Origin of the sequence: Ekhidna sp. (assembly GCF_963691765.1) — a bacterium.
Taxonomy (GTDB): domain Bacteria; phylum Bacteroidota; class Bacteroidia; order Cytophagales; family Cyclobacteriaceae; genus Ekhidna.
The window spans coordinates 4425542-4448335 of record NZ_OY829375.1 but is presented as its reverse complement, the minus strand read 5'-3'; the positions used below and the strand labels follow the sequence as shown (position 1 = coordinate 4448335).

Below are 22794 nucleotides of genomic sequence, written 5' to 3'. Positions count from 1 at the left end.
TTTATCACTTGCCTAAGTTGATATGTAAATAGGTTCTGAATTCCCACTCGTTTCCGTCTCCAAATCCCGTAGCTGTTGGAATAGGAGTAGCAAGCCCATTCGCATCAAATGAATTGGTTGGATTGTATCTAGGAGAAAATTCATCCATAGATCTCCACATGAATCGAGCACCTAGTCTTGTGCTAGGGAGTAGGAACCAGTCAGGCTTATCAATGGACGTTGAAACATCGGCCATTAATTGTAGCGGGAATGTTAAGTTGAAATCTCTGTGATAATCAAAAGGACCCCAGTCATTCACCTTAGCATGTGTTTCTAACTTTATCTTCTTATAAATGACTCTTACATCAGCTCCGTATCTTTCAACAGTTCTTGGATCAGGTCCATTTGCTTGTCCATTTCCTCCATAGAGATTTGCTATGATACCGAGGTCTGGATTAAGCTTAGAAACAATTCTTGCATAAATTTCCCAAAGGTCGAGCGCTGGTGGTGCGCCTGCAGCAGGTGCCGGAACCCTTCCAGTACCAGGAAATATTACAGCAGCATCTTGAGAGGTAGGAAGGTGTCTATAGACGAAACCTAAGCTACCCGCTAATTCTGCGTCTTCAGCTCTGTCGTTGTCCCATTGATACATCCATGTTGCAGGAGTAGGGTCAAATGTGATTAATATTTCACCAGCAACAGTTTCTCTATTTGCTCTTACCACAAAAGGATCTTGTAAGATATTTCTTAACCTAGCAGGGGCAGGAGCATCTCCAGGTATCGGATCTATCATTGGTTTCTGATACATGAAGTTCGGTGCAATCTGGAATTTCCCGATTGTGTATGTGAATCCAGTGTAGAGATTATTTACATTGCCTGTTCCAACATCCTTTAATCTCCATCCTGTGAATGTTTGGGTGTAATCTCCACCAGCGTTGGCAACTAAGCCCAAAGATGAAGCTTGTCCATACCAATTGATTCTTCCTTTGGTGTAAGTCAATTTGACTTTACCTCCCCAAGTATCGCTGTTTTGAACTTGGTCTTCCAGTACAGTGTAGTTTCCAGATTCGCCTTCAACCACTTGGAAAGACCTACCAACAAGTGGCTGACCTCCCCAAATACCTCCAAATTCTATTCCTACACCTTTATACTCTGTTTCAGCATAAAGTGTAGCTCTTCTGGTTTTTGGCTGCGGAACTGCTATCGAACTTACAGCTGAGCCAGGTTCTGCTAAATCTTCATGATAAATACCTGTTAATTCGAAGTTTGCAATTTTCTTACTGTATTTCAGTAGGATTGCTGGGTTTGCTCCCCACCATAATTCAGGTCCATATGCAACTTTGAATCCTTGCAACTGACGTTTTCCTTCAATTTCAAATCCATTTGGAGCAAGACCATTATAAATATCTATGTTAGGTCCATAGTTTGCTTCAGGATAGAGTCCAAAAAAGTCTCCTTCATAGCCCCAGTGATAGTGACCAGTCCTGTAGAAACCATCCAGGTTGAACATTTTGTGATTCCATGAATATTCAGCTTGATAGACCTGAACTCTGTTAGGATTGGTAGTTAGCGTATTACCTCCTTGTGTTAAGAAAGTCTGTGCTCGACCTCTATTTTCATAGAATATCTCATTAATTGGGTTTTCGGGAACGCTTCCTAAAACATTGAAAGTCACCTCTGCTCTAACATTTGGATCAGGATTAGCTTCAACTCCAATAAAGTATGATTCCATTCTGTCAAATCCCTGTCTGCTTGGAGTAGCCTGACTGCCTGGGACAGCATTGACAGGGGTTGTTGTTTTGTCGCCTCCGGTGATGAATGTAGAAAACTCAGCTCTAATTTGACTCACACCAATTTTACCTCCTAATTCACCTGCCAAAGCAGCTTTATCTGCTCTTGCTCTTAGCTCAGCATCGTATAATTGTATGTTATCAAAATGATTGAAAACAGCTGCCTGATCTACTCCAGGAGCATATGGATCAATTTCATGTGCTTCTTTTAAGGCATAATATGCAGCTCTCGGATAAAGTGTATATAATCCGTTCCCATTGGTTGGTCCCTTAGCACATACACCAAACCACTCTTCATTCATGTTATTGTCACCTTCATTTGCTTGATCTCTGGAATATCCTCCATTAGGCCATGAAGCATTGTTGTCATGCACATCAAGGTTCTCAGTTTGCTTGTACTTCCACCAACCATCAGAGAATTGGAATGTAAATCCTCCTAATGAGTTTTGTGCTCCTCCAATGCCGGCAGCATTTGCATAGATCTCTTTCCAATTGCCAGTCATATAATAAGCTTGTGAGTATTGATCTTCTTGATTGTCTCTGGTATTGAATGCATCGGCTCCAAATTCTGCAAATAGAATAGGCATGTTTAGCTCATCTTTTACACGCTGAAATGCATCTCCAAAGGAAATACCACGATACATATTCGTTCCATATATATCGACATCTCTACACTCTTGAGCTACAATATCTGCGTATAACAAATCGCCGTTGCATATTGCTACCGGATGAGATTGATCAATTTTTTTAACCTCTATGGCTGCATCGTTGAAGGCTTTATATAGTGCTCTTGCTGCTTTTATCTTTTCGGAATCTATCCCTTCAATAGGAATGGCTTCCGTTTCTGCACCAGTCCATGAGAGGTGATAGTTGTTTTCATTTCCTATCATATAAAGCAGAAGACCTGGAGTATTCTTGTAGGTATTTGCCATGTTGATGGCTTCAGCCATAAGAACTTCTCTTGTAGCCGGGTCTGCATAATCCGTTTGCGGCGTCCACGATCCTTTTATTGTGAGGCCATAGGCACCAAATGTTATATTCAACATCGTGTAGATGCCGTAGTTCTCATAGATGTATTGAATCCACTTAGGATCCAGGTCATAGGTTCGAATGACGTTGACGCCCATATTTTTCAGCATTGACATTTCAGCGTCAAGTGCTGTCATGATTACATCATCAGTTCTACTCCATATTCCTGGGTCAGTGATGGTAGAACCTATAGGGACATAATCCCAGTTCATTCCATTTATCATGAAGTCTTGGCCGTCAACCTTTAGCTTCATTCCCATTTCGTTGTTTTCAACAGTTACCTTATTACCCTGACCAGCCACATATAGTGCGATCATATAGAGAATAAGGATTAGAAGGTTTTTTTTCATGGTTATTTTAGTTTTAGGTCTACCATTAAAAGAATCTGTGTTGATTCTTATCAAAATCAGAAGAAATTATTTCCTGATTTTATTCAAACACAGAACAAGCTTTTGTGTTTATTCTGAAGCTTAAATTATTCTATACAATTGCGGATTCAATAATTCACTCCCCTACAATTAGGATACACTTTTGAAAAATTTTAAAAGAAGAGGCTTTTCAATAAATAATTTTCAAATCAAAACAGGGTATTCTTGGCCTAAAAGGATGTTAAATAGGTCTTACAGTCAGGGAAAAAATATTAACAGATTCCTAAATTTTCTTGTGTAACACGCTGGTGTGTATAGGTATTGTTGTGGTGCGAAAAGTACACGAAAAGTGCCATTAAATGCTCAGAATGTAATCAGCTAGATTTTCGTTACTATCCAGGTTAAGTTTTTTTCTTAGTCTATAACGTTTTACCTCCACACTTCTAGGAGAGATATTAATAAGTTGAGATACTTCCTTAGAAGAGAGGTTTAGTCTTAAATACGCGCAGAGTTTTAGATCGTTAGGAGAGAGGTTAGGGTGTTTGGATTTTAGATTTTTGAAAAACTCTGAATCAGCATTGTCAAATGCCTCTTTAAACATCTCCCAGTTTTCATTATGACTGAGACTTCTATCTATGATTTTGATAACAGGTTTAATAGATGTCTTATCATTGATAGCTGAAAGTTGTTCTTTAATTTGAGTAAGCAACTCATTCTTTTTGATAATACTCATAGTCGAGGCTGCCAACTCACTACTCTTGCTCTTGTAGTCTTTTTCTAATTGCTCATTTTTAAGATTGATGATTTCTTTTTCGTTTTGAAGCCTTGTTAATTCTAGTTCTTTTCTATTCTCTTCAATGATTTTCTCTTGCTGTTTTCTATAATAACGCCTATAGATGTTATGCATGAAAATTGAAAAAGCAATTACGCCTATACCATATAGAATCAACATAAAGTTTGTTCTATACCATGGTTTAGCTATCCTAAAACTGTAAGAAGCGGTATTCTCTGAAATACTATCACCAATTTTTGATCTTACATTAAAGGTGTATTTGCCTGGTGGTAAGTTTTCATAAAATACCGTCGATTGGGGCGTCCATTCACTCCAAACATCATAGATTCCTTCTAATTGAAATTGGTATGCAGGATTAAAGTACTTTATGTATTGAGGAGTATGAAAGCTCATTCTAATATTATTCTGATCACTTTCAAAGTCGCCATCTTCAAATTTGCTTACCAGCTTATCTGTTGCACTATGATCTGCATTAATACCCACATTTACACTGTTGATGTAAACAGAGAAATTGTCAACCATAAGTTTATCTATGTCAAGTGTTAAATAACCAGAGCTTGTTCCTAGCAAATATTCACTGAGTCCATCTATTGCGATTATGTTTTCGTATTCAACAACGTTCCTCCTCATATTAAATGTAAGTGGTACCCTATCAATTTTAGGTAAGTCATCTAAGTTGCCAGATGAAATGAGAACGAGGCTGCTTTTTGTGAAAATCCAGAATTGATCCTTGTTTTCACCCATAACGAATCGACCAGAAATATATTCATCCTCTGAATATGCAGTGCTTAGAAGACTATCCTTAACAAATTCATTTCTTTGCTCATCATATGCATATATGCCCTGTTTGAACGAATAATATATTTTGTTCTTGTACTTTGAAATACTTGAGTTAGAGCCTTTAAGGAGTGTGTCTATCTGAGTTTCATCTATTCGATTAAAACCTTCTGAGACCTCTAGTTTAAAGATTCCTTTATATTCATGATTTACGAAGATTGTATTTTCAAGAACTTCAAAGTATCTGGAAGAATTGTCAAAGCCGCTTATCTTATTCCTTAATTTCCAGCCGTTTTGGTTCTCAAGTACATAAAGACCATCATAGGTTCCTTGTAGTAGTAATCGATCATCAATCTTTTTGATATTCCATGTGCCTTGAATTGATGACACACGTTGAACTGAACCACCATCAATTACATATGTGCCTGAATGATGTCCGCAAAAAAGTTGATCATCAATCTTAGTTAGACACCAAACCTGACCTTGAGTGCCTTCAATAAATTTGAATTCAGAATTTTCTGTAATTGGTTTATAAAACAGACCTTGATTTGTTCCTAGATATAGATTTCCTTGATGAATGATAGAGGCGTAAACACTCCCTAAATCTCCATTTTGATCTGTATATACACGAATTTGAGAGTCTACATTTAAGTAACTGATGCCATTATCTAGACCAATCCACAAATTTTTATTGGAATCTTCAAATACAGATAGTGCGGTATTGTTCAATAGGCCATTGTTTTGATTTGCTTCAATTTTTATTTCAAAATTGTTATTCAACACAATTACTCCATTAGATATGGTTCCTAAAGCGTAGTCTCCATTATTGAGCTGAATCGCATTGTATATACTTAAGCTAGGGCGTTGGTCTATTTCACTAGATACTTTTGTTAGCTGACCAGCTTCATATAAGTAGAAGCCATTATGTCTTGTAAGAATTAACAATGACTTTCCCAGTGAAAAAATGTTTGCAACTTCATCTTCTCTGAAGACGCTTGCCTCAGTGAGTAGGGTATCCTTTCCATTTACTATTTGATAAATCCCTTTGTCTTTACGCTGAAAGTAAATCCTATTGTCTACTTCAAACATCTTAACAATAACCTCTTTTGAATCAATTCTATTTAAAGAACTGTTGAGTGGGTTGTAGATGTAAATTCTATTCAGTGACTGAAACACAATCCAGCCATCGATGTCTAGGATATTCCAGAATTCTTCGTCTTCGATTAAACCGGATGAAAGATCTTTTGATAAGGATGTGTATTCGAGTCTTCCTAATTCTGTTTTCTGCCAATAACCGAACTCCATGTAACATCCGGTATATATTCTATCACCAATCACCTTTACAGAACGCATAAGTGTTTCGTTAGGAGAAGGATAGTGAGACCAGGTAGCTCCGTTAAACTCTAGTAAGCCCTCATTGTTTGCAACATATATGATTTGGTCGTCAGATTCTGATATTGACCAGTTTTGATTTCCTGAATTGTAATCAGATGGAGAAAAATTCTGTATAGGTGGTAATTCTTGTGAAAATCCCTTTAAGCAGCATAGGAGTGTTATGAATAGAGTTGTAGTATAGGTGGTGTTTGGTTTCACGTTTTACTTTTGTCTAACCATTCAAGTTAGGAAATGTTTGATTATATCCAAGTTAGTTTGGGTTATTTCTATTAATTGGAGCATGATGTTTTATGGCCGACTTTTATCTGATTTTTAAACTGATGAAGCTACTGGGTCTATCTACTCTTTTGTTTTTAATTTTGCTTTGCTCTGAATAGCAATATACAAATCTGAGAATGTAACAATAAATGAGTTTGTTCGGCACACTAAATCACGCCCTTTCAGGGATCATTGACGGTGTTGACTGATTCATAATCCTTTCTATAAGAGGTTTGATATATGCTGTCAGAGCTTTTTTTTCTCCAATTCAGCCTCGATTTTTTGAAACAATACTTGAACTCTCGTTTTGAATTGTTTTAGATTTAATTAACAATATATATCCATGCGATTGAAATTAACTTTAGTATTAACCCTTATCATATTAGGCTTTTCATCTGGCGCTCAGATTTGTAAGTATGTTGTGAATGAAAAGGACCCAATCACAGATGATGTCATCCGTACGGTTAGAACACGTTTAACAGGTCCAACTCCTTATTACTATTTTTCCTACATAAGGAATGGGAGTGACTATAAATTTAGAGTAGAGGTTGGTGACTATGAAGAGGTTAATACATCTCTGGAGAAGGGTACTGAATTAATAATGCGTGCTGGCAATGGTGCTGTGATTCGGATGCAATCAATAGAGAAGGTTACTACTGAAATCATCAAAGATTTTGGCAGTAAGATCACTCGATACGACATTACTTTTCAGATGACTGAGAAAGACATGCTAGACATTAAAGATTCTGGGATCGTTTTTATCAGAATTAAGGATATGAAAAATACATTCAGCGATCAGCAAATACCAGAAGCTGTGGTGGAGATATCGAAGGCCAATGCTGAATGTATCTTTAAATAAATCACTCTGCTCTTAAGGTTTCAGATGGGTTTTTGTTTGCATTAATCCATACCTGAGAAAGTATAGTTAGAGCCGCTATTCCCAGTACTATTAAAATTGTAGGCACAACCACCGAAGTGCCAATGGGAGCATGAAATGCCATTTCATTTACCCAAAGATTATTCACCCATATTCCGAATGGTATTGTTAAAAGTGAGGTTATAAATATCATAATGATAAACCCCTTGGACATTGAATAGGTCAAAGATTTGAAAGAAGCTCCAAGCACTTTTCTTATTCCGATCTCCTTCACTTTAGATTTTAATTCAAAACTGACCATACCTAAAAAGCCTAAACTGGTAATTGAGAGTGCGATTAGCGCGATATAGGCAAGGATATTTCCAAGATCATAAAAGAATTGGTAAAATTCATCCAGTTGTTCATTCAGAAAACCACCTTCAAAATCTCTGGTGGCGTCAAATTCAGTCCATGATTCCTCAACTTTTTTTGCCTCCACTAATGGGTTATCACTTTTAACCTTTAAATAGGCATATTCATAATTATTTGAATTAATTCTTAATCCAAGAGGCCTAATGGAATTCATTAGAGGCTCCCAATGATAGTCTTTTACTACTCCTACAATTGTTAGACCGAGTGTGTCGATTTTCATCACTTCGCCAATAGCTTGACTATTCGATTCAAATCCAAATGTTTTGACAGCAGTTTCGTTAAGAATTAGAAATTTTTCATTTTCATCAACTGATTTTGGAAAGTCTTCTCCTGCAATCAATTCTAAATCCATTACATCTATGTAGTTCGGATCAACGTAGAAATTATAGAGGGTAATGGCTTCTTGACCTTCTTTCCATGTTGCTCCGTTTCCATGAGATCTCCCAACAGCTGGGTGATGAGATGCAAAAGTTATATTCTCAATCCCAGCTATGGTACTGAAATGTTGTTCGATTAATGATGGGTCATGATCATGGGTTCTCACGAAGAAAATTTCAGATTCATTGAAACCATAGTTAGCATTCGTTAGAAAGTTTGCCTGCTTATTAAGAATAAGTATTGTAACTAACATTAGAATTGACAGACTGAATTGAATACTTATTAGCGTTCTTTTGCCTGTGATAGCGGAAAGAACAGAACGCTTTTTATGTCTTTTTGATAATGAGCCTTTCAACGTATTTATGGCCTTTAATTTTGAAAGGAATACGGCAGGTCCAATTCCTGTAAGAAGTCCAATTATTACTGTGAATAATATGAAATAACCATATGTACCGATGGAATCTTCAAGAGAAACACCGATTTTACTAAAGATCCATATCTCATTAAAAGCCACAATTAGGTAGCGATATATGAAAATTGAAAAAATGAGAGAGATTACGGCTGTTAAAATTGATTCAGTTAAGAACTGTGCAATTATTTGACCTTTTCGGGCTCCATTTACTTTCCTTATACCGATTTCTTTTGCCCGACTTAATGATTTTGCGATCGACAGGTTGGTGTAATTTATTGAAGCCGTTATCAGTACTATGAGACCAAGAAATCCGAAAAACGCAAGTATGAACCAAGGTAATGCATATCCGATTTCGTTTGACATGCTTCTTCCGGGTACTATTTCATCCATTGCCTGCAACTTGAAAACATAGCCTGGGTGATCTTCTTCTAATTCTATATTTTCTTTGGCCATTTCATTGATTACCTGCTCCGTTCTTTGTCTATCTTCTTTACTATTTAGTACTAGGTAGTTGTAATTATCCCATATGTTGTCCCAATCTTTATATCTATCACTTTTGGCACCCTTTTCAACAAGAATTGGCAGTGTATTTAAAGAAGCCAATGCATCAAAGGTCAAATGAGTGTTGTGATCTACAGGTTTTAAGACACCAGTAACCTTATAGCTTCCATGGTCTTCAAATTCTACTGTTTGACCTAGAGCAGATTGTTCTGGAAATAACTTATTTGCTAACTCGTGACTTAGAATAACATTGAAAGATTCGTTTAAGGCTTGTTCCGGATTACCTTCACTTAACTCAAACCCAAATACATCGAAGAAGCCTTCATCCGAGTAAAGCGCTCTTATGTTTAGTATTTTATGCGGTGATCTAATTTCCCCATTAAAGTCATTGTTAAGGTTGACGGCATTTTTTACAAATGAATAATTGGCTAAAAGACTTTCCTTAAATGGGAGGGAAGAGGTAGCATAGACTTCGTCAAATATTCCTTCTTGTCCAGTATAATAGGTGGTAATTCGATAGGTATTTTCACCTTCTGGATGAAAACGATCATACTGGAAATGATCACGCACTAGTAGTATTAATACCAGGCAAATGGACATACTTAGAGATAGTCCAAAAATGTTGAGTCCTGTAAAAACCTTATGTTTCCATAAGTTCCTTAAAGCGATAGTTAGGTAATTCTTAAGCATCCTTTTTGAGTTTTAGTGTTCAGCCCATTAGACAAGGCTTTCAAAAAAGATGTTACAAAATTTAAAAAGTTGTATGAGTTATAGATCTTCGATCAGGTCTTCCCAAGACAAATCAAATTCTCTTTCTTCAAAGTTTTTGGGTAATGGATATGAAAGAGCACCCTCAATTCTATTTTTTGAGTTAGGATGTGTCATAATTATTTCAAGATCATCAGGATAGGACTTTTCTTCCGTTTTAAGCTTTGTGAAAAAATGGGCAAGTCTTGCGGGGTTAATAGATGATTTGGCCATTAATTCATATGCAAATTCATCGGCCTCACGTTCTTGCTTTCTATCAAATCCACTTGAGAGAAGGAGCTTTGAGATTTCGGAGATCATGACAGCATCACCACCGGTAAGCACTGCCGCCAGGACGCTTAAGCCTAATTCTTTCATTAATCTGTCAACAAGGTCTCCATTTTCATGATGACCAATTTCATGAGCCAATATTCCTGCTAGCTGTTCAGGATTATCAACGAACTTAATTAGTCCAGAAAAGACATAGATATTACCATCCAATGTGGCAAACGCATTTATTTCGTTGCTATCATCAATCAAATGGAATTTGTACTCATACTTAGGTTCGGGGAGTGAATCAAGTAGGCGGGAGGTTAAGGGTTCTAATATTTGGGAGACAATAGAATCATCATAAAATTCATATTGGGCTTGCAGGTCATCCATAATGAGACCTGCTAGATCTTTTTCCCTTTCTTTACTCAGTTTTAGTTCAGCTCCTGGAATACTCAATGGCCTCCAGGTAAATGCAAGCCAAATAAGACCGAATATTAAAATTAGAATAATTAACTCACGCCAAATTTTCATTTTGGTGGCAGATTTTGGATTTCATTATTGACTGTGGACTTTATCTTAAAAACTGCTTCATAAGAAAGTCTACCAAAGAATAAGAAATAGTACATACGACCTTTTCTTGCCTTAACGGCTCCAATTATACTGAAAATAAAATACGAAATATTGAAGATCAAGGCCATAATTATATAACCTTTGAAATTATCAGAGAATTCCCACCCAAAGAAGTAAATTCTAATTCCCCAAAAAACTCCGATAGCATTAATGATTGTAGTCGGAAGTTGGCTTATTAGGGATTGTAAAGAATGAAAATGCACAAACAGACCCTTGGATCTGTTTGTGAAATAGTAAACAACCGCAGCGATCAAATTTATGATTGGCAATGGCAGCCCCACAGCAACTGATGCGAACATCATTAGGTAAGACCCCATTGCATCATCTTTTTCTCGATCAGTTAACTCGTCCGGTTGTGGTATAGGATGATATTGTTCGTTCATGGTTTTCCTGAAAATGGAGGGTAATCATCTGTCATAAAGGACATATAAATATTTACACGAGTTGCCCATCGGATGGTTCCAACATTGAATTCATGCCAGCTCTGAGGATAACTTGCAGTAAACAATACAACCCACCAAGCTAAGAATTGAAGTACTAGTGAGCCAATGGTTCTGAACATCAGTAAGAATCCATGAGGGAGTATTACATAGAAAGCTCCGAAGAACATTCTTAAAAGAAGAGTGCCTCTACTCAGTCGTTCGGGATAAGGAATTTCTAGAGTGACAAAATCATCTTTAGCATCTATTCCAAAAGCAGGGTATCCATCGCATAGATTATTTAGACGTGCATTTAAGCGTAAATTCCATCGATATAATCCTTCTTGAAACTCAAAAAAGCTTTGAGGATATTTTGCCGTGAAAAGAACAATCCACCACGAAATAAAGGAAAGGATTGCTCCCCAAAGAGAGACAAAGATTAGAAGGAAAAGATGAGGAAATGCATGTAAATAGCACCAAAAAGCGATCGAAGCAATAACTCTCCTCGAGAGTATCGATCTTGATACTTAATGTCAATTTTCATAAAATGGTATGGTTAGGTTTATATAAGGTAATATAAACATTGAGAGGAAAAACTGATACCATATAATAAAAAAAGCCCCGAATTAATCCGGGGCTATCTATCAGCTCTTAATAGCTTAACCTAATCGTATTATGAGTGGTGATAGATGTTTTTGATACAGCAAATAAGATGCCGTAATTACGATGTTTTAAGCATTTCTACCTATTAAGACGAATTAGTCGGTCATAGGTTATGTTTTTCTAAAAAAAAGTGAGTCCTTTTTTATAAGGACTCATTTTCTGCATGCAAGTTATAATTATTCCTTAATCTCTGCTAGGTCGAGTAAGAAAGCGTACTGCAATGCTGTTGTCTTATATCTTTTAAACCTTCCTGAGGCACCACCATGTCCGGCTTCCATATCAGTATCCAGGATTAAAAGATTATTGTCAGTCTTTTTGTCTCTAAGTTTTGCAACCCATTTAGCAGGCTCCCAATACTGAACTTGAGAATCAAATAAACCTGTGGTTACAAGCATGTTTGGATAGTCCTGTTCAGATACTTGATCATATGGCGAATATGATAGCATATATTCGTAGGATTCTAAATTCTTTGGATTACCCCATTCATCAAATTCATTGGTTGTCAATGGTATAGTTTCATCCCACATAGTAGAAACGACGTCTACAAAAGGCACTGCAGCTAATACTCCATTGTAAAGCTCAGGAGCAAGATTTACAACGGCTCCCATTAGGAGACCTCCAGCGCTACCTCCTTGAGCATAAAGGTTATCAGCTGACGTATAGTTTTCTTCAATTAAAAACTTTGAGCAGTCAACGAAATCATTGAAGGTGTTCATTTTCTTGAACATCTTACCGTCTTCATACCACTGTCTACCCATCATTTGACCGCCTCTAATATGAGCAATGGCAAAAGCAAATCCTCGATCCAATAAACTCAATCTTACAGAACTGAAACTAGCATCAATGGTAGCACCATAAGAGCCGTATCCATATTGTAAAACTGGTCCAGTACCGTCTTTCTTAAAACCTTTCTTGTAAACAATAGAAATAGGAACTTTCACTCCATCTCTGGCAGTTGCCCACAGACGTTCTGTTACATAATCCTCAGGGTTATGACCTCCAACAACCTCTTGCTGCTTCATTAATGTTTTCTCTCGACTACCCATGTTGTAATCGAAAGTAGAATTAGGAGTGGTCATGGAAGTATATCCAAATCTCAATACTTCGGTGTTAAATTCAGCATTTACAGAGATATACGAATTATAGGCAGGCTCACCAAAATCAAGATAGTGTTCATCTCCATTTGACTGATTGATGATTCTTAGGTTGCTAAGACCATTCTTCCTTTCGTCTACTACCATATAGTCGTTGAAAAGCTCAATACCTTCCAAGAGAACGTCCTCTCTATGTGCAATTACTTCTTTCCAATTTTCTTTACCTGTTGCATTTACAGGGGTTTCCATCAATCGAAAGTTGGTTGCATCCCAATTAGTAACTATATAAAATTTATCCTCGAAGTGAGCAATGCTATACTCATGCGCTTTTTCATCTCTTGGAATAAATTGCTTGAAGTCACCTTTTGGATTGTCAGCGTCTAGAATATGATAATCACTAACTAATGTGCTGCTGTTCCAAATAATGATGTAGTCATCTGATTTTGACTTGTAAACACCAATATAGTAGGAAGGATCCTTCTCATGATAGACCATAACATCAGCTTCTGATTGGCTACCAAGCTCATGTCTATATATCTTTTCTGATAGTAATGAGACTTTATTCTTAGAAGTGTAGAAAAATGTTTTGTTATCATTTGCCCATGCTCCGCCTCCTGTTGTATTAGCAATTTGATCATCGATCATCTCGCCGGTCTCCAAATTCTTAAATCTGATGGTGTAAATTCTGCGACTTAAGGTGTCTTCAGCAAAAGCTAAAATTTTATTGTCGGGACTTACATTTAGTCCGCCTGCTGCATAATATTCATAACCCTCAGCCAACTCATTTACGTTGATTAATACTTCTTCTTCAGCATCAAGGGATCCTTTCTTACGACAGTAGATTGGATATTCTCCACCTTCCTCGTAACGCGTGTAATACCAATATCCATTGGAAACATACGGTACAGATTCATCAGTTTGCTTAATTCTGCCTACAATTTCCTCATACAACTTGCCTTGTAATTCTTCAGTGTGCGACATTACTGTTTTTGTATAGTCGTTTTCTGAATTTAAATAGTCTAAGACTTGAGTAGTATGTTCATCTGGTTCATCTGCTCTTTTTTGCTCGTCACTAAGACGCATCCAGAAATATGGATCCAGTCTGGTTTGACCATGTTCTTTCAATAAGGTATCAGCCTTTGCTGCAACTGGTGCGTCAGGTCTCATCGGTTTTTCTTCTGTTGTTTGATTAGTGCATGCTCCAAATAGTAGTACTCCGGTAAGCAATGCAAGTGATTTAAATTGTCTCATTGTATTGAAGTGGAATTTAGCTTGGCAAGTTCCTTAATCAATCAATATTTTCCTAATTCAATAAAATCAAAAAAAGCAAGTCCGAGACTTGCCTTTTAAAATGCTCTGAAAAGCTTATGGTTTTATGCAAACATCTTACTTACAACCAAGTCCTTGGATCCGGCAGTATATTTATAAAACCCTTCTCCTGTTTTAGCGCCTAGATAACCTGCGGTTACCATGTTCACCAATAGGGGACATGGTGCATACTTAGGATTTCCGAATCCTTCATAAAGAACATTCATTATTGAAAGGCAAACATCTAAACCAATAAAATCTGCAAGCTGAAGAGGTCCCATTGGGTGAGCCATTCCTAGTTTCATTACTGTATCAATTTCTTCCACACCCGCTACACCTTCATGCAAAGTAATGATCGCTTCATTGATCATTGGCATCAAAATTCTATTCGCAACAAACCCAGGGTAGTCGTTTACTTCAACAGGCACTTTACCCAACTGCTTACTCATTTCCATGATGGTTGAAGTAGTTTCATCAGATGTTGCATAACCTCTGATGACTTCAATCAATTTCATGATAGGTACTGGATTCATGAAATGCATTCCTATTACCTTATCTGGACGACTTGTTGCAGCTGCAATTTTCGTTATTGAAATTGATGAAGTATTAGTTGATAAAATTGCTCCCTTAGGTGCATTTGCATCCATTGTTTCGAATATCTTTTTCTTGATATCGAAATTTTCTGTTGCTGCTTCTACTACTAAATCAGCATTTTTAACACCATCTTCTGTCGAAGTATAGGTTGTGATATTGTCTAAAGTCGCTTTTTTATCATCTTCACTAATCTTTTCTTTCTGAACCATTCGATCCAGATTTTTAGAAATAGTGGCAATAGCTTTTTCTAAAGCAGAATCACTAATGTCTATTAAAGAAACCGAGAAACCACTTTGTGCAAAAACGTGAGCGATACCGTTTCCCATGGTACCGCTGCCAATTACTGATATATTCTTCATTTTCTTACGCGTTCTTATCTACACAATTCAAATCCTCAAATGCTTCTTTCAAACGCTCAACGAAAGATTTTTCTGCTTCTCGAATCCAAACACGTGGGTCGTAAAATTTCTTGTTAGGCTTATCATCTCCTTCAGGGTTTCCGATTTGCCCTTGTAAGTAGCCTTCGTTTTTCTTGTAATAGCTGCCAACCCCGTCCCAATATGCCCATTGCAGATCAGTGTCGATATTCATTTTGATTGCTCCATATGAGATTGCCTCTCTGATTTCATCTCGAGAAGAACCTGAGCCACCATGGAATACAAAATTTACTGGATTGCTACCTGTGCTATAGTTTTCCTGAATATAATCTTGAGAATTTTTCAATATAACTGGTGTAAGCTTCACATTTCCTGGCTTGTAAACACCATGTACGTTTCCAAATGCAGCCGCGATTGTGAAATTATCACTTACCTCTTTTAGTTTTTCATAAGCATATGCAACTTCTTCTGGCTGAGTATACAAAAGTGAGTTGTCTATGTCAGAGTTATCTACTCCATCTTCTTCACCACCGGTTACACCAAGCTCAATTTCAAGAGTCATTCCCATTTTTGACATTCTTTTGAAATATTCAACGCATGTCCCAATATTTTCCTCTATTGGCTCTTCTGAAAGATCCAACATGTGTGACGAGTATAATGGCTTACCAGTTTGTTCGAAATGCTTTTCTCCGGCATCTAAAAGACCATCTATCCAAGGAAGTAATTTTCTTGCCGCATGATCTGTGTGTAAAACAACAGTTACTCCATAAGCTTCAGCAAGTTGATGAACGTGATGTGCACCTGCCACACCTCCGGCTATTGCAGCAGCTTGACCTTCATTAGAAAGACCTTTTCCTGCCATGAACGCTGCTCCTCCATTGGAGAATTGAATCATCACTGGAGATTTGATATCTCTTGCAGTTTCTAAAACAGCATTTATAGTACTTGAACTCGTGACATTTACTGCTGGTAAAGCAAAATCGTTTTCATTGGCATAGTTAAGAAGGTCTGTAACTTCTTGCCCTGTTAGAACACCAGGTCTAAATTTCATTTTAAAGAATTTGTGAGTTATAAACAGAATTTTGTTCCGCAAATATAACTTCTACTAGATGGAATGAAAATGATCTTTAAGCCTCGTAATAGGCTTGTTGGATTGCCGTTGGATCAATCTTTGGATCAGAGTCAATTAACTGAGATTCTCCATCCCATTTATATGCGGCTATCGCAAATAGGACTAGCAAATAAAGTAGTTTGATTAGGATTTTCCACTTCTTCATAGGATCCTTTGGACCCATTAAGACCACTAAAGGTTTAAAGCGAGGAAGAAAAAAAAATTATTATAGATGAATGGGTGATTTTCTTAGATGAATAAAAATGGCGCAACTTCCTTTATGTATTTGAGTGTTTGACCTTTGGGTTGCGCCAATTTCTCTCATTAGTCCTCCACTTCTTTTTTCATTATTACATAATAAATCAAGAAACCTATTGCGATACTCACCGCTTCGATACCGTAAGGCATTGCATCATCATTGTCTAAATTCATTGCATCAATCACGATTAATCCTAATCCGCCAAATAATACGATAAGACCCCATTTTAATGCACTATGTCTGCTATACTTTTTAGTTAGCAAGTCGGCAGTTTCAGAATTCACCATTTCTTTTTCTATCAATCTTTTCTTTAGTGAATAATTAGTAAGAGTTGAAACAAATAGTATTACAGATCCAAAAACTGATATGATTGCAACTATTGGAATTAAATCATGCATAATTTGTAATTTTTAATTGAACATCTTTTCACTTATGACAAGTGGAGTGTTCGCTAATGTTGCAGAAAATAAAATATTTTTTGCTGCAACATTTATGAAGTCAGTAATGACTAATACTTAAAATGGATGAAAAACAACTCGTACGTCAAGTTTTAAGCGGTAGCGATTCGGCTGTTAGGATGCTCATAGGTAAATATGAGCGACTAGTAATTCATATGGTCGCTCGTGTCGTGAAAGATGATATGGACCGTGAAGAATTGTGTCAAGATGTTTTCATCAAAGTAATTAACAAACTCGACGGCTTCAATTTCGAATCTAAGTTATCTACCTGGATTGCTACAATAGCCTATCGCATGGCTGTAAATTTTGCTAAAAAGAAGAAGATAGATCAAGTTGATATAGACCAAGTTGTATTTGATATAGGAGAGGAGGCAGAGATTACTGAGCAAGAAGATATGAAACAGTTCATATTAAATTTGGTGGATCAACTACCGGTTAATTATAAAACTGTTTTGACGTTGTTTTATTTAGATGGATTCAGTTATCCTGAAATTGTAGAAATAACAGAAATGCCAGAGGGAACCGTTAAAAATTACATTCATCGAGCCAGAACCAAATTGAAAAATATTGTAGAAGACCATGCAAGAAAGGAGATTGCACTACTATGAAGGATATTGAAAAAATTATAGATGAAGCGCTCAAAATGGAGCCTGCATTTGAATTGCGAAAAGATTTTAAAGACAAGGTATTAAGCGCGATAAAGAGAAGTGAAAAGGTCAGTCAGAGGAAATTATATTTCTGGATGCTTGCTGGTACGATGACCATTTTTGGATTTGGTTATGCTACTATCTCATATTTCCTGCCGAATCTATTAGGTAGTTTTAATTCTATGAATGGTACAATACCTAATCTTACTCCAATAGCGGTATTAGTAGGGGTGTTGATTGCAGTTATACAATATCTCGATAAAAGGCTGGTGAAAAATAAGTTGGCAGTGTGATTAAAGGAATGGAGCATCAATAGGTTCCCAAAGCTCTATTTTTCTTCCTTCTGGATCCATTATCCATCCAAACTTCCCATATTCATATTCTTCGATTTCTCCTACCACGGTAACACCTTCCTTTTTGAGTTCTTCTAAAAGCTCCACCAGATTTTCAACACGATAGTTAAACATGTATTCTTTTTCGCTTGGTCCAAAATAGTTTGTGTCTTTACTGAATGGACTCCAAGATGTGGTGCACACTTGTTCTTTGTCATCATGATCACGCCATTTGAATAGTCCGCCATATTGATCAGTTTCTATTCCCAAGTGTTTGCCATACCATTCCTTCATTTGCTCAACATTTTCTGTTTTGAAGAAGATGCCTCCAATACCAGTTACTCGCTTTTTCATAACTTATTCGTTTGAGTCAAATAAAGAAAGAAAAATGGCCTTCGAAAAAAGAAATGTGAAAATCACCTGAAAGTGTGAGTCAATTGCCACGGCAATCTTGCAACGCTTTTTCAGCTCGTTTCATTTGTTTTAAAGCTTCTGCGGCCGCCTCCAATGCATCTTCCTTCAGTTGATCTGCTTCTTTCTGTAATCTTAGGACTTCATTTCTCTGAACTTGTGTTTCTAACATCGCTTTTTGAGCCTCATCGGCTTTAATAAACGAATACACGGAAAAGAAAAGACAGAGAATAGATAAGATGCCGATTGCAACATTCTTTTTCATAATAATCTCTATTTACAATTATTAAGTTCTTCTCGCAGTCTCATAGCTTCCGATTCCATTCTTTTGGCTTCTGCGGCCGACATTAATGCATCTTCCTTGAGCATATCAGCTTCTTTTTGAAGTATTATAGCTTCATTTCTTTGGGCTTGAGCTTCCATCCGCGCTTTATCAGCTTCATCAGCCTTTACGAATGCGTAGAAGAACAACAATGCACAAAGAATGGAAAGAACGGTGATTAGGATGTTTTTGAGCATAACTGAATTATTTTGATTGACACAATTCTAAGGCTTTTTTTAATTCCTCAGCAACTTCACGTTGTTCTAACGCCATTGCTTCTTGTCTCTTGGCCTCCGAGGCGGCTTCCAGAGCCATTTTCCTAAGCGCGTCAGATTCTTTTTCGACTCTAATCCGCTCGCTAAATTGATTCTCAGCTTCGATTCTCGATTTGTCTGCCTCATCAGCTTTGATAAACGAGTAGACCAGAAACGTGAGACATATTAAACACATCACACTAAAAACTATTATTTGAGTGGTTTTTTTCATGTTATTGTTAATTATAAGTCTGTCTAATAGAAAGATATAAATTAATATGGCGCTTAAGAATATTGGTACACCCGGGATATAAGTGGCGGGAACAAGAGCAAGTACACACGCCAGTTTAATAGAATCCAGCAAATTTTTAATTTCCTTAGCTTTAAATCTCAAGAAATACAAGTAGCCAAGTATTCCCGCGCTTAGAGAAACAATGAGGCTGCCGCGTATGACTTCTTGATTTAGTGCTGTTGCGAATATCCAAATAAAGATCCCAGCTGATATAGCCTTTTTAAATGGTTCATGAGGATTGTCAATATAGAAATAGTAGGAGGCTAGAATGCCTGTTATTATTGCCATACCATAGCTACCCAACTTAAATCCCATGATGTTTGAGACTATCACTGGAATGATAAGAACAATGATAAAAGGAGCTACATATTTGTTGAAACTCTTCATTGAACTATAAAAATAGTCGTTTAATCTTAGTTGGTTTACCGCTCACAAAAAATCGACTATTTTTAAAATCAATTCTTTCAATCTTGCGTTGAAGGAATACGTCTAAAAAGATTTTATATGAAAAAGTTGTTGTTGATAGCTGGGTTTGTAATTCTAACTTCATTTGGAGTTTCGTCTGAATATGGAAGTAATATTCAATCCTTTTTGGAAGGGGACACCCTAAAAGTTCTTAAGCCAAAAGAAGAGCATCCTAGTGAAGCATATGTGATTACTAATTTACTTAAGAGGATTCACTACAGAAAGCTTTCTTTATCTGATTCCATTTCCTCTGTTGTGTTCGACAATTACTTTTCATCTCTTGATCCAAACAAAGCATATTTCTTTGCCTCGGACGTTGAGAAATTTGAAAAGCTTCGTTTCGAATTAGACAATCAAATTCCTTCAGGAGAACTGCAATTTGCCTATGATGTATTTGATGTCTATCGTGAAAGGGCACTTAATCAAATCGATTATGTTTTCACACTCCTTGAAACAGAATTCGACTTCTCAAAAGAAGAGTCTTATATGTTTGATCGAGAAAAAGCGGATTGGCCTACTACACAAGAGGAGCAAAATGAAGTTTGGCGCAAGATCATAAAGAATGCTGCACTTAGCTATAAATTGGCAGGCAGGGATTGGGAAGATATTTCCAAAAGCTTAAAGAAGCGATATCAGCGAATTCAAAAAGCTATTTATCAATACAATAGTGAGGATGTATTTCAGAGCTATATGAATGCTTACACGAATGCTTACGATCCTCATACCGACTATTTTTCACCGCCAGATGCTGAGAACTTTCAGATTGACATGAGTCTTTCTTTAGAAGGTATTGGAGCAAGGCTCATGCAAAATTTAGATTACACTCAGGTAGCCGACATTATTCCAGGAGGACCGGCATATAAAAGCAAGGCGCTACTTAAAGATGATCGAATCATCGGTGTCGCTCAGGGCGATGATGGGGAATTCTTAGATGTGATAGGATGGAGGCTTGATGATGTAGTCGCTAAAATCCGTGGGCCAAAGGGGACAGTTGTGAGACTGCAAATCTTAAAAGCAAGCGAGGGTATAAATGCTCTTCCAGACACGCTTAGGTTAGTGCGGGATAAAATAAACCTCGAACAGTCAGCGGCTAAATCTGAAATGATTCCTATAACTGAAGGGAATACAACCTACAATTTAGGTGTAATCACGGTGCCAAGTTTTTATTTAGACTTTGATGGACTTAGAGCTGGCAAAGAAGATTATAGGAGTACAACCAGAGATGTCAAGAAATTAATCACAGAACTTGAAGAGCAAGGAATGGACGGGTTGATGATAGACTTAAGATTCAATGGTGGAGGTTCATTACAGGAAGCGATTGAAATGAGTGGTCTGTTCATCCCAGATGGACCAGTAGTTCAGGTTAGAAATTATGATCAATCAGTTGATAAGATGGATGACGAAGATGGAGGTGAAGTTTTCTACAATGGTCCGCTAGCAGTTCTAGTAAATAGAGGTAGTGCTTCGGCATCTGAAATATTTTCTGGAGCGATTCAAGACTACAGAAGAGGAGTAATCATAGGTGAAAGTACTTTTGGTAAAGGCACCGTTCAAAATGTTATAGATCTTAGTCAGTACATCAGAAACCCTGAACTAAATCTTGGTCAAATTAAAATGACACTTGCCAAGTTCTACAGAGTTACAGGAAGTAGTAACCAGAGGGTAGGTATTGCTCCAGACGTACAGTTCCCGTCAATCTATTCTCAAGAGGATTTTGGCGAGGCTAGTCGTGAGAATGCTTTACCATGGGATGAGATAGCAAGCGCTAATTTTAATCCTACGAATACCGTTTCTGAAGAGTTATTAGATCATTTAAATGCCCTTTACAGAGAGGATTTGAATACTGATCCAGATCTGCAAAAACTGGTAAGAGATATTGAGAAAGCTAGAGAGAGTCGAGACAGAACATCTGTATCTCTCAACTTAGAAACAAGAAGAGCTGACAATGACAATGATGATGACGATGACGATGAAGGCTTAGATACAACTATTGATAACAGCGATATTGACGATCAAGATGCAATTGATGAAAAGTTGAGAAAGGATCCTTACTTGAAGGAAGGACTAAAGTTGTTAGCTGCGATAAAAAAATACAAAGTTGGTTAGCAACCATTTCGATTATTCTTCATCTTTATACTAAATATTAAAAGTCATGAAGAAAATTGTATTCACCCTCGCTATTGCTGTTTCCTTATCAGCATTTTCTCAAAACATTCTAGCTAAAGCCGAATTAGAGGCTGAGAATATTGATGAAGTTAGAATTGAAGGATCATTTGTTGATGTGTTTGTGAACAAAGGAGATCGAGTTTACTTCAAAGGAAAGATAACGGGCAGTGGCGATGAAGGCGACTATCGATTCGAAACAGATATCGTGGGTAAGACGCTTGTTATTCGTGTTGACAGACAAAGGGATAGGAGTTGGAAAAACTATCGAATCACTGAATCAAGAATAGATTTAACTATAGTAGATGGTGTCAAGCTGGATATCGACAATAGCTCTGGAGATGTAAACGTTGCAAATTTGAGGGCTTCAACTTCAAAAATAGAAGCTTCAAGTGGTGATATCACTCTTAGAAGTATCGTAGCTAACCTTGAAGTGGAAACATCTAGTGGAGATATTGACATTGACGGACTAACCGGGGATTCTGAAATTGAGTCGACTAGCGGCGATCAAGATATTTATAATTCAAAAGGAGATATTGAAACACGTGCCAGTTCTGGTGATATAACTATCTCAGGGTTTAAGGGTGAAATAGAAGTTCAAGCTACATCCGGAGATGTAGAAATTCGAAAAGGTATAGGATCGATTAGAGCAAGAACATCATCTGGTAATATCGATGGGTACGGAATTGAACTTAATGATAATTGCTACTTCGATGCGACTTCTGGTGATATTGAAATTGACTTCATTAATGACCTTCAAGATTTAAGTTTTGATCTGACTGCTACCTCAGGAGATTTAGAAGTGGGTAACCGCTCAGGTGAAAAACGAATGGTAATTGATAGAGGAGGAATTAAAATTTCTGGAACGACCTCCAGCGGAAGCCAAGAATATGAATAACAAAAAACTTTAATTTACAAGTAAGGGTAGCCATAGGTTACCCTTTTTTTGTTTTATCCAGACAAATAGACATTTTTGTCGGCTATCAACTTATTAACCCTAACCCAAA

Annotated in this window: 20 protein-coding genes; 5 read left to right on the top strand and 15 right to left on the bottom strand. The window is 37.0% G+C overall.

Annotated elements, in window-relative coordinates; all coding sequences use genetic code 11:
- Positions 1–4 precede the first annotated feature (4 nt).
- Positions 5–3148 (bottom strand): glycoside hydrolase family 2 TIM barrel-domain containing protein, encoded by a 3144-nt coding sequence (locus ACY650_RS19680; RefSeq protein WP_462250308.1) that lies wholly within the window; start codon positions 3146–3148, stop codon positions 5–7.
- A gap of 373 nt (positions 3149–3521) precedes the next feature.
- Entirely contained in the window at positions 3522–6329 is a 2808-nt protein-coding gene (locus tag ACY650_RS19675; protein ID WP_462250306.1) for a helix-turn-helix and ligand-binding sensor domain-containing protein, read from the bottom strand.
- Between the two features lie 403 nt (positions 6330–6732).
- Between ACY650_RS19675 and ACY650_RS19670 the strand changes: the two genes are divergently transcribed.
- The gene (locus tag ACY650_RS19670) at positions 6733–7248 is read left to right on the top strand and encodes a hypothetical protein (RefSeq protein ID WP_462250304.1); all 516 of its coding nucleotides are present in this window, start codon (positions 6733–6735) and stop codon (positions 7246–7248) included.
- 1 nt (position 7249) lies between these two features.
- Here ACY650_RS19670 and ACY650_RS19665 read toward each other — a convergent pair whose 3' ends face one another.
- From ACY650_RS19665 to ACY650_RS19625, 9 genes are all read right to left on the bottom strand, one after another.
- Positions 7250–9658 carry an ABC transporter permease gene (locus ACY650_RS19665; protein ID WP_462250302.1) on the bottom strand — a complete coding sequence of 803 codons (2409 nt, stop codon included), beginning with the start codon at positions 9656–9658 and terminating at the stop codon, positions 7250–7252.
- 78 nt (positions 9659–9736) lie between these two features.
- A complete protein-coding gene (locus tag ACY650_RS19660; RefSeq protein WP_462250300.1) occupies positions 9737–10519 on the bottom strand; it encodes a M48 family metallopeptidase in 783 nt (260 codons plus the stop codon).
- Positions 10516–11001 (bottom strand): DUF4870 domain-containing protein, encoded by a 486-nt coding sequence (locus tag ACY650_RS19655; protein ID WP_462250298.1) that lies wholly within the window; start codon positions 10999–11001, stop codon positions 10516–10518. The genes ACY650_RS19660 and ACY650_RS19655 overlap by 4 nt, the downstream gene beginning before the upstream one ends.
- On the bottom strand, positions 10998–11228 hold the full coding sequence (locus tag ACY650_RS19650) for a DUF4389 domain-containing protein (RefSeq protein WP_462250296.1): 231 nt from the start codon (positions 11226–11228) through the stop codon (positions 10998–11000). Before ACY650_RS19650 ends, ACY650_RS19655 begins: the two co-directional genes overlap by 4 nt.
- 648 nt (positions 11229–11876) lie before the next feature.
- A complete protein-coding gene (locus tag ACY650_RS19645) occupies positions 11877–14045 on the bottom strand; it encodes a S9 family peptidase (protein ID WP_462250294.1) in 2169 nt (722 codons plus the stop codon).
- A 122-nt stretch (positions 14046–14167) separates the two neighbouring features.
- The gene (locus tag ACY650_RS19640) at positions 14168–15055 is read right to left on the bottom strand and encodes a 3-hydroxybutyryl-CoA dehydrogenase (protein WP_462250292.1); all 888 of its coding nucleotides are present in this window, start codon (positions 15053–15055) and stop codon (positions 14168–14170) included.
- A 4-nt stretch (positions 15056–15059) separates the two neighbouring features.
- Positions 15060–16124 carry a class II fructose-bisphosphate aldolase gene (gene fbaA / locus ACY650_RS19635; RefSeq protein ID WP_462250290.1) on the bottom strand — a complete coding sequence of 355 codons (1065 nt, stop codon included), beginning with the start codon at positions 16122–16124 and terminating at the stop codon, positions 15060–15062.
- 76 nt (positions 16125–16200) lie between these two features.
- Complete coding sequence (locus ACY650_RS19630) at positions 16201–16350, bottom strand: hypothetical protein (RefSeq protein WP_462250288.1); 150 nt, start codon at positions 16348–16350, stop codon at positions 16201–16203.
- A 158-nt stretch (positions 16351–16508) separates the two neighbouring features.
- The gene (locus tag ACY650_RS19625; RefSeq protein ID WP_462250286.1) at positions 16509–16841 is read right to left on the bottom strand and encodes a DUF6249 domain-containing protein; all 333 of its coding nucleotides are present in this window, start codon (positions 16839–16841) and stop codon (positions 16509–16511) included.
- 122 nt (positions 16842–16963) lie between these two features.
- Between ACY650_RS19625 and ACY650_RS19620 the strand changes: the two genes are divergently transcribed.
- Positions 16964–17509 (top strand): RNA polymerase sigma factor, encoded by a 546-nt coding sequence (locus tag ACY650_RS19620; protein ID WP_462250284.1) that lies wholly within the window; start codon positions 16964–16966, stop codon positions 17507–17509.
- Positions 17506–17841, top strand: a complete 336-nt coding sequence (locus ACY650_RS19615) for a hypothetical protein (protein ID WP_462250282.1) — start codon at positions 17506–17508, stop codon at positions 17839–17841. The genes ACY650_RS19620 and ACY650_RS19615 overlap by 4 nt, the downstream gene beginning before the upstream one ends.
- Here the strand turns inward: ACY650_RS19615 and ACY650_RS19610 are convergent, their stop codons facing one another.
- The 4 genes from ACY650_RS19610 to ACY650_RS19595 all read right to left on the bottom strand — a co-directional run bounded on the left by ACY650_RS19610 (position 17842) and on the right by ACY650_RS19595 (position 19546).
- A complete protein-coding gene (locus ACY650_RS19610) occupies positions 17842–18234 on the bottom strand; it encodes a VOC family protein (RefSeq protein ID WP_462250280.1) in 393 nt (130 codons plus the stop codon).
- 79 nt (positions 18235–18313) lie between these two features.
- Positions 18314–18556, bottom strand: coding sequence for a hypothetical protein (locus ACY650_RS19605; protein WP_462250278.1), 243 nt, complete (start codon positions 18554–18556; stop codon positions 18314–18316).
- Between the two features lie 8 nt (positions 18557–18564).
- The gene (locus ACY650_RS19600) at positions 18565–18810 is read right to left on the bottom strand and encodes a hypothetical protein (RefSeq protein ID WP_462250276.1); all 246 of its coding nucleotides are present in this window, start codon (positions 18808–18810) and stop codon (positions 18565–18567) included.
- A gap of 7 nt (positions 18811–18817) precedes the next feature.
- Complete coding sequence (locus ACY650_RS19595) at positions 18818–19546, bottom strand: hypothetical protein (protein ID WP_462250274.1); 729 nt, start codon at positions 19544–19546, stop codon at positions 18818–18820.
- 117 nt (positions 19547–19663) lie between these two features.
- Here ACY650_RS19595 and ACY650_RS19590 point away from each other — a divergent pair, with 117 nt between their 5' ends.
- On the top strand, positions 19664–21730 hold the full coding sequence (locus tag ACY650_RS19590) for a carboxy terminal-processing peptidase (protein WP_462250272.1): 2067 nt from the start codon (positions 19664–19666) through the stop codon (positions 21728–21730).
- Between the two features lie 46 nt (positions 21731–21776).
- Positions 21777–22685 (top strand): DUF4097 family beta strand repeat-containing protein, encoded by a 909-nt coding sequence (locus tag ACY650_RS19585; protein ID WP_462250270.1) that lies wholly within the window; start codon positions 21777–21779, stop codon positions 22683–22685.
- Positions 22686–22794: the final 109 nt, after the last annotated feature.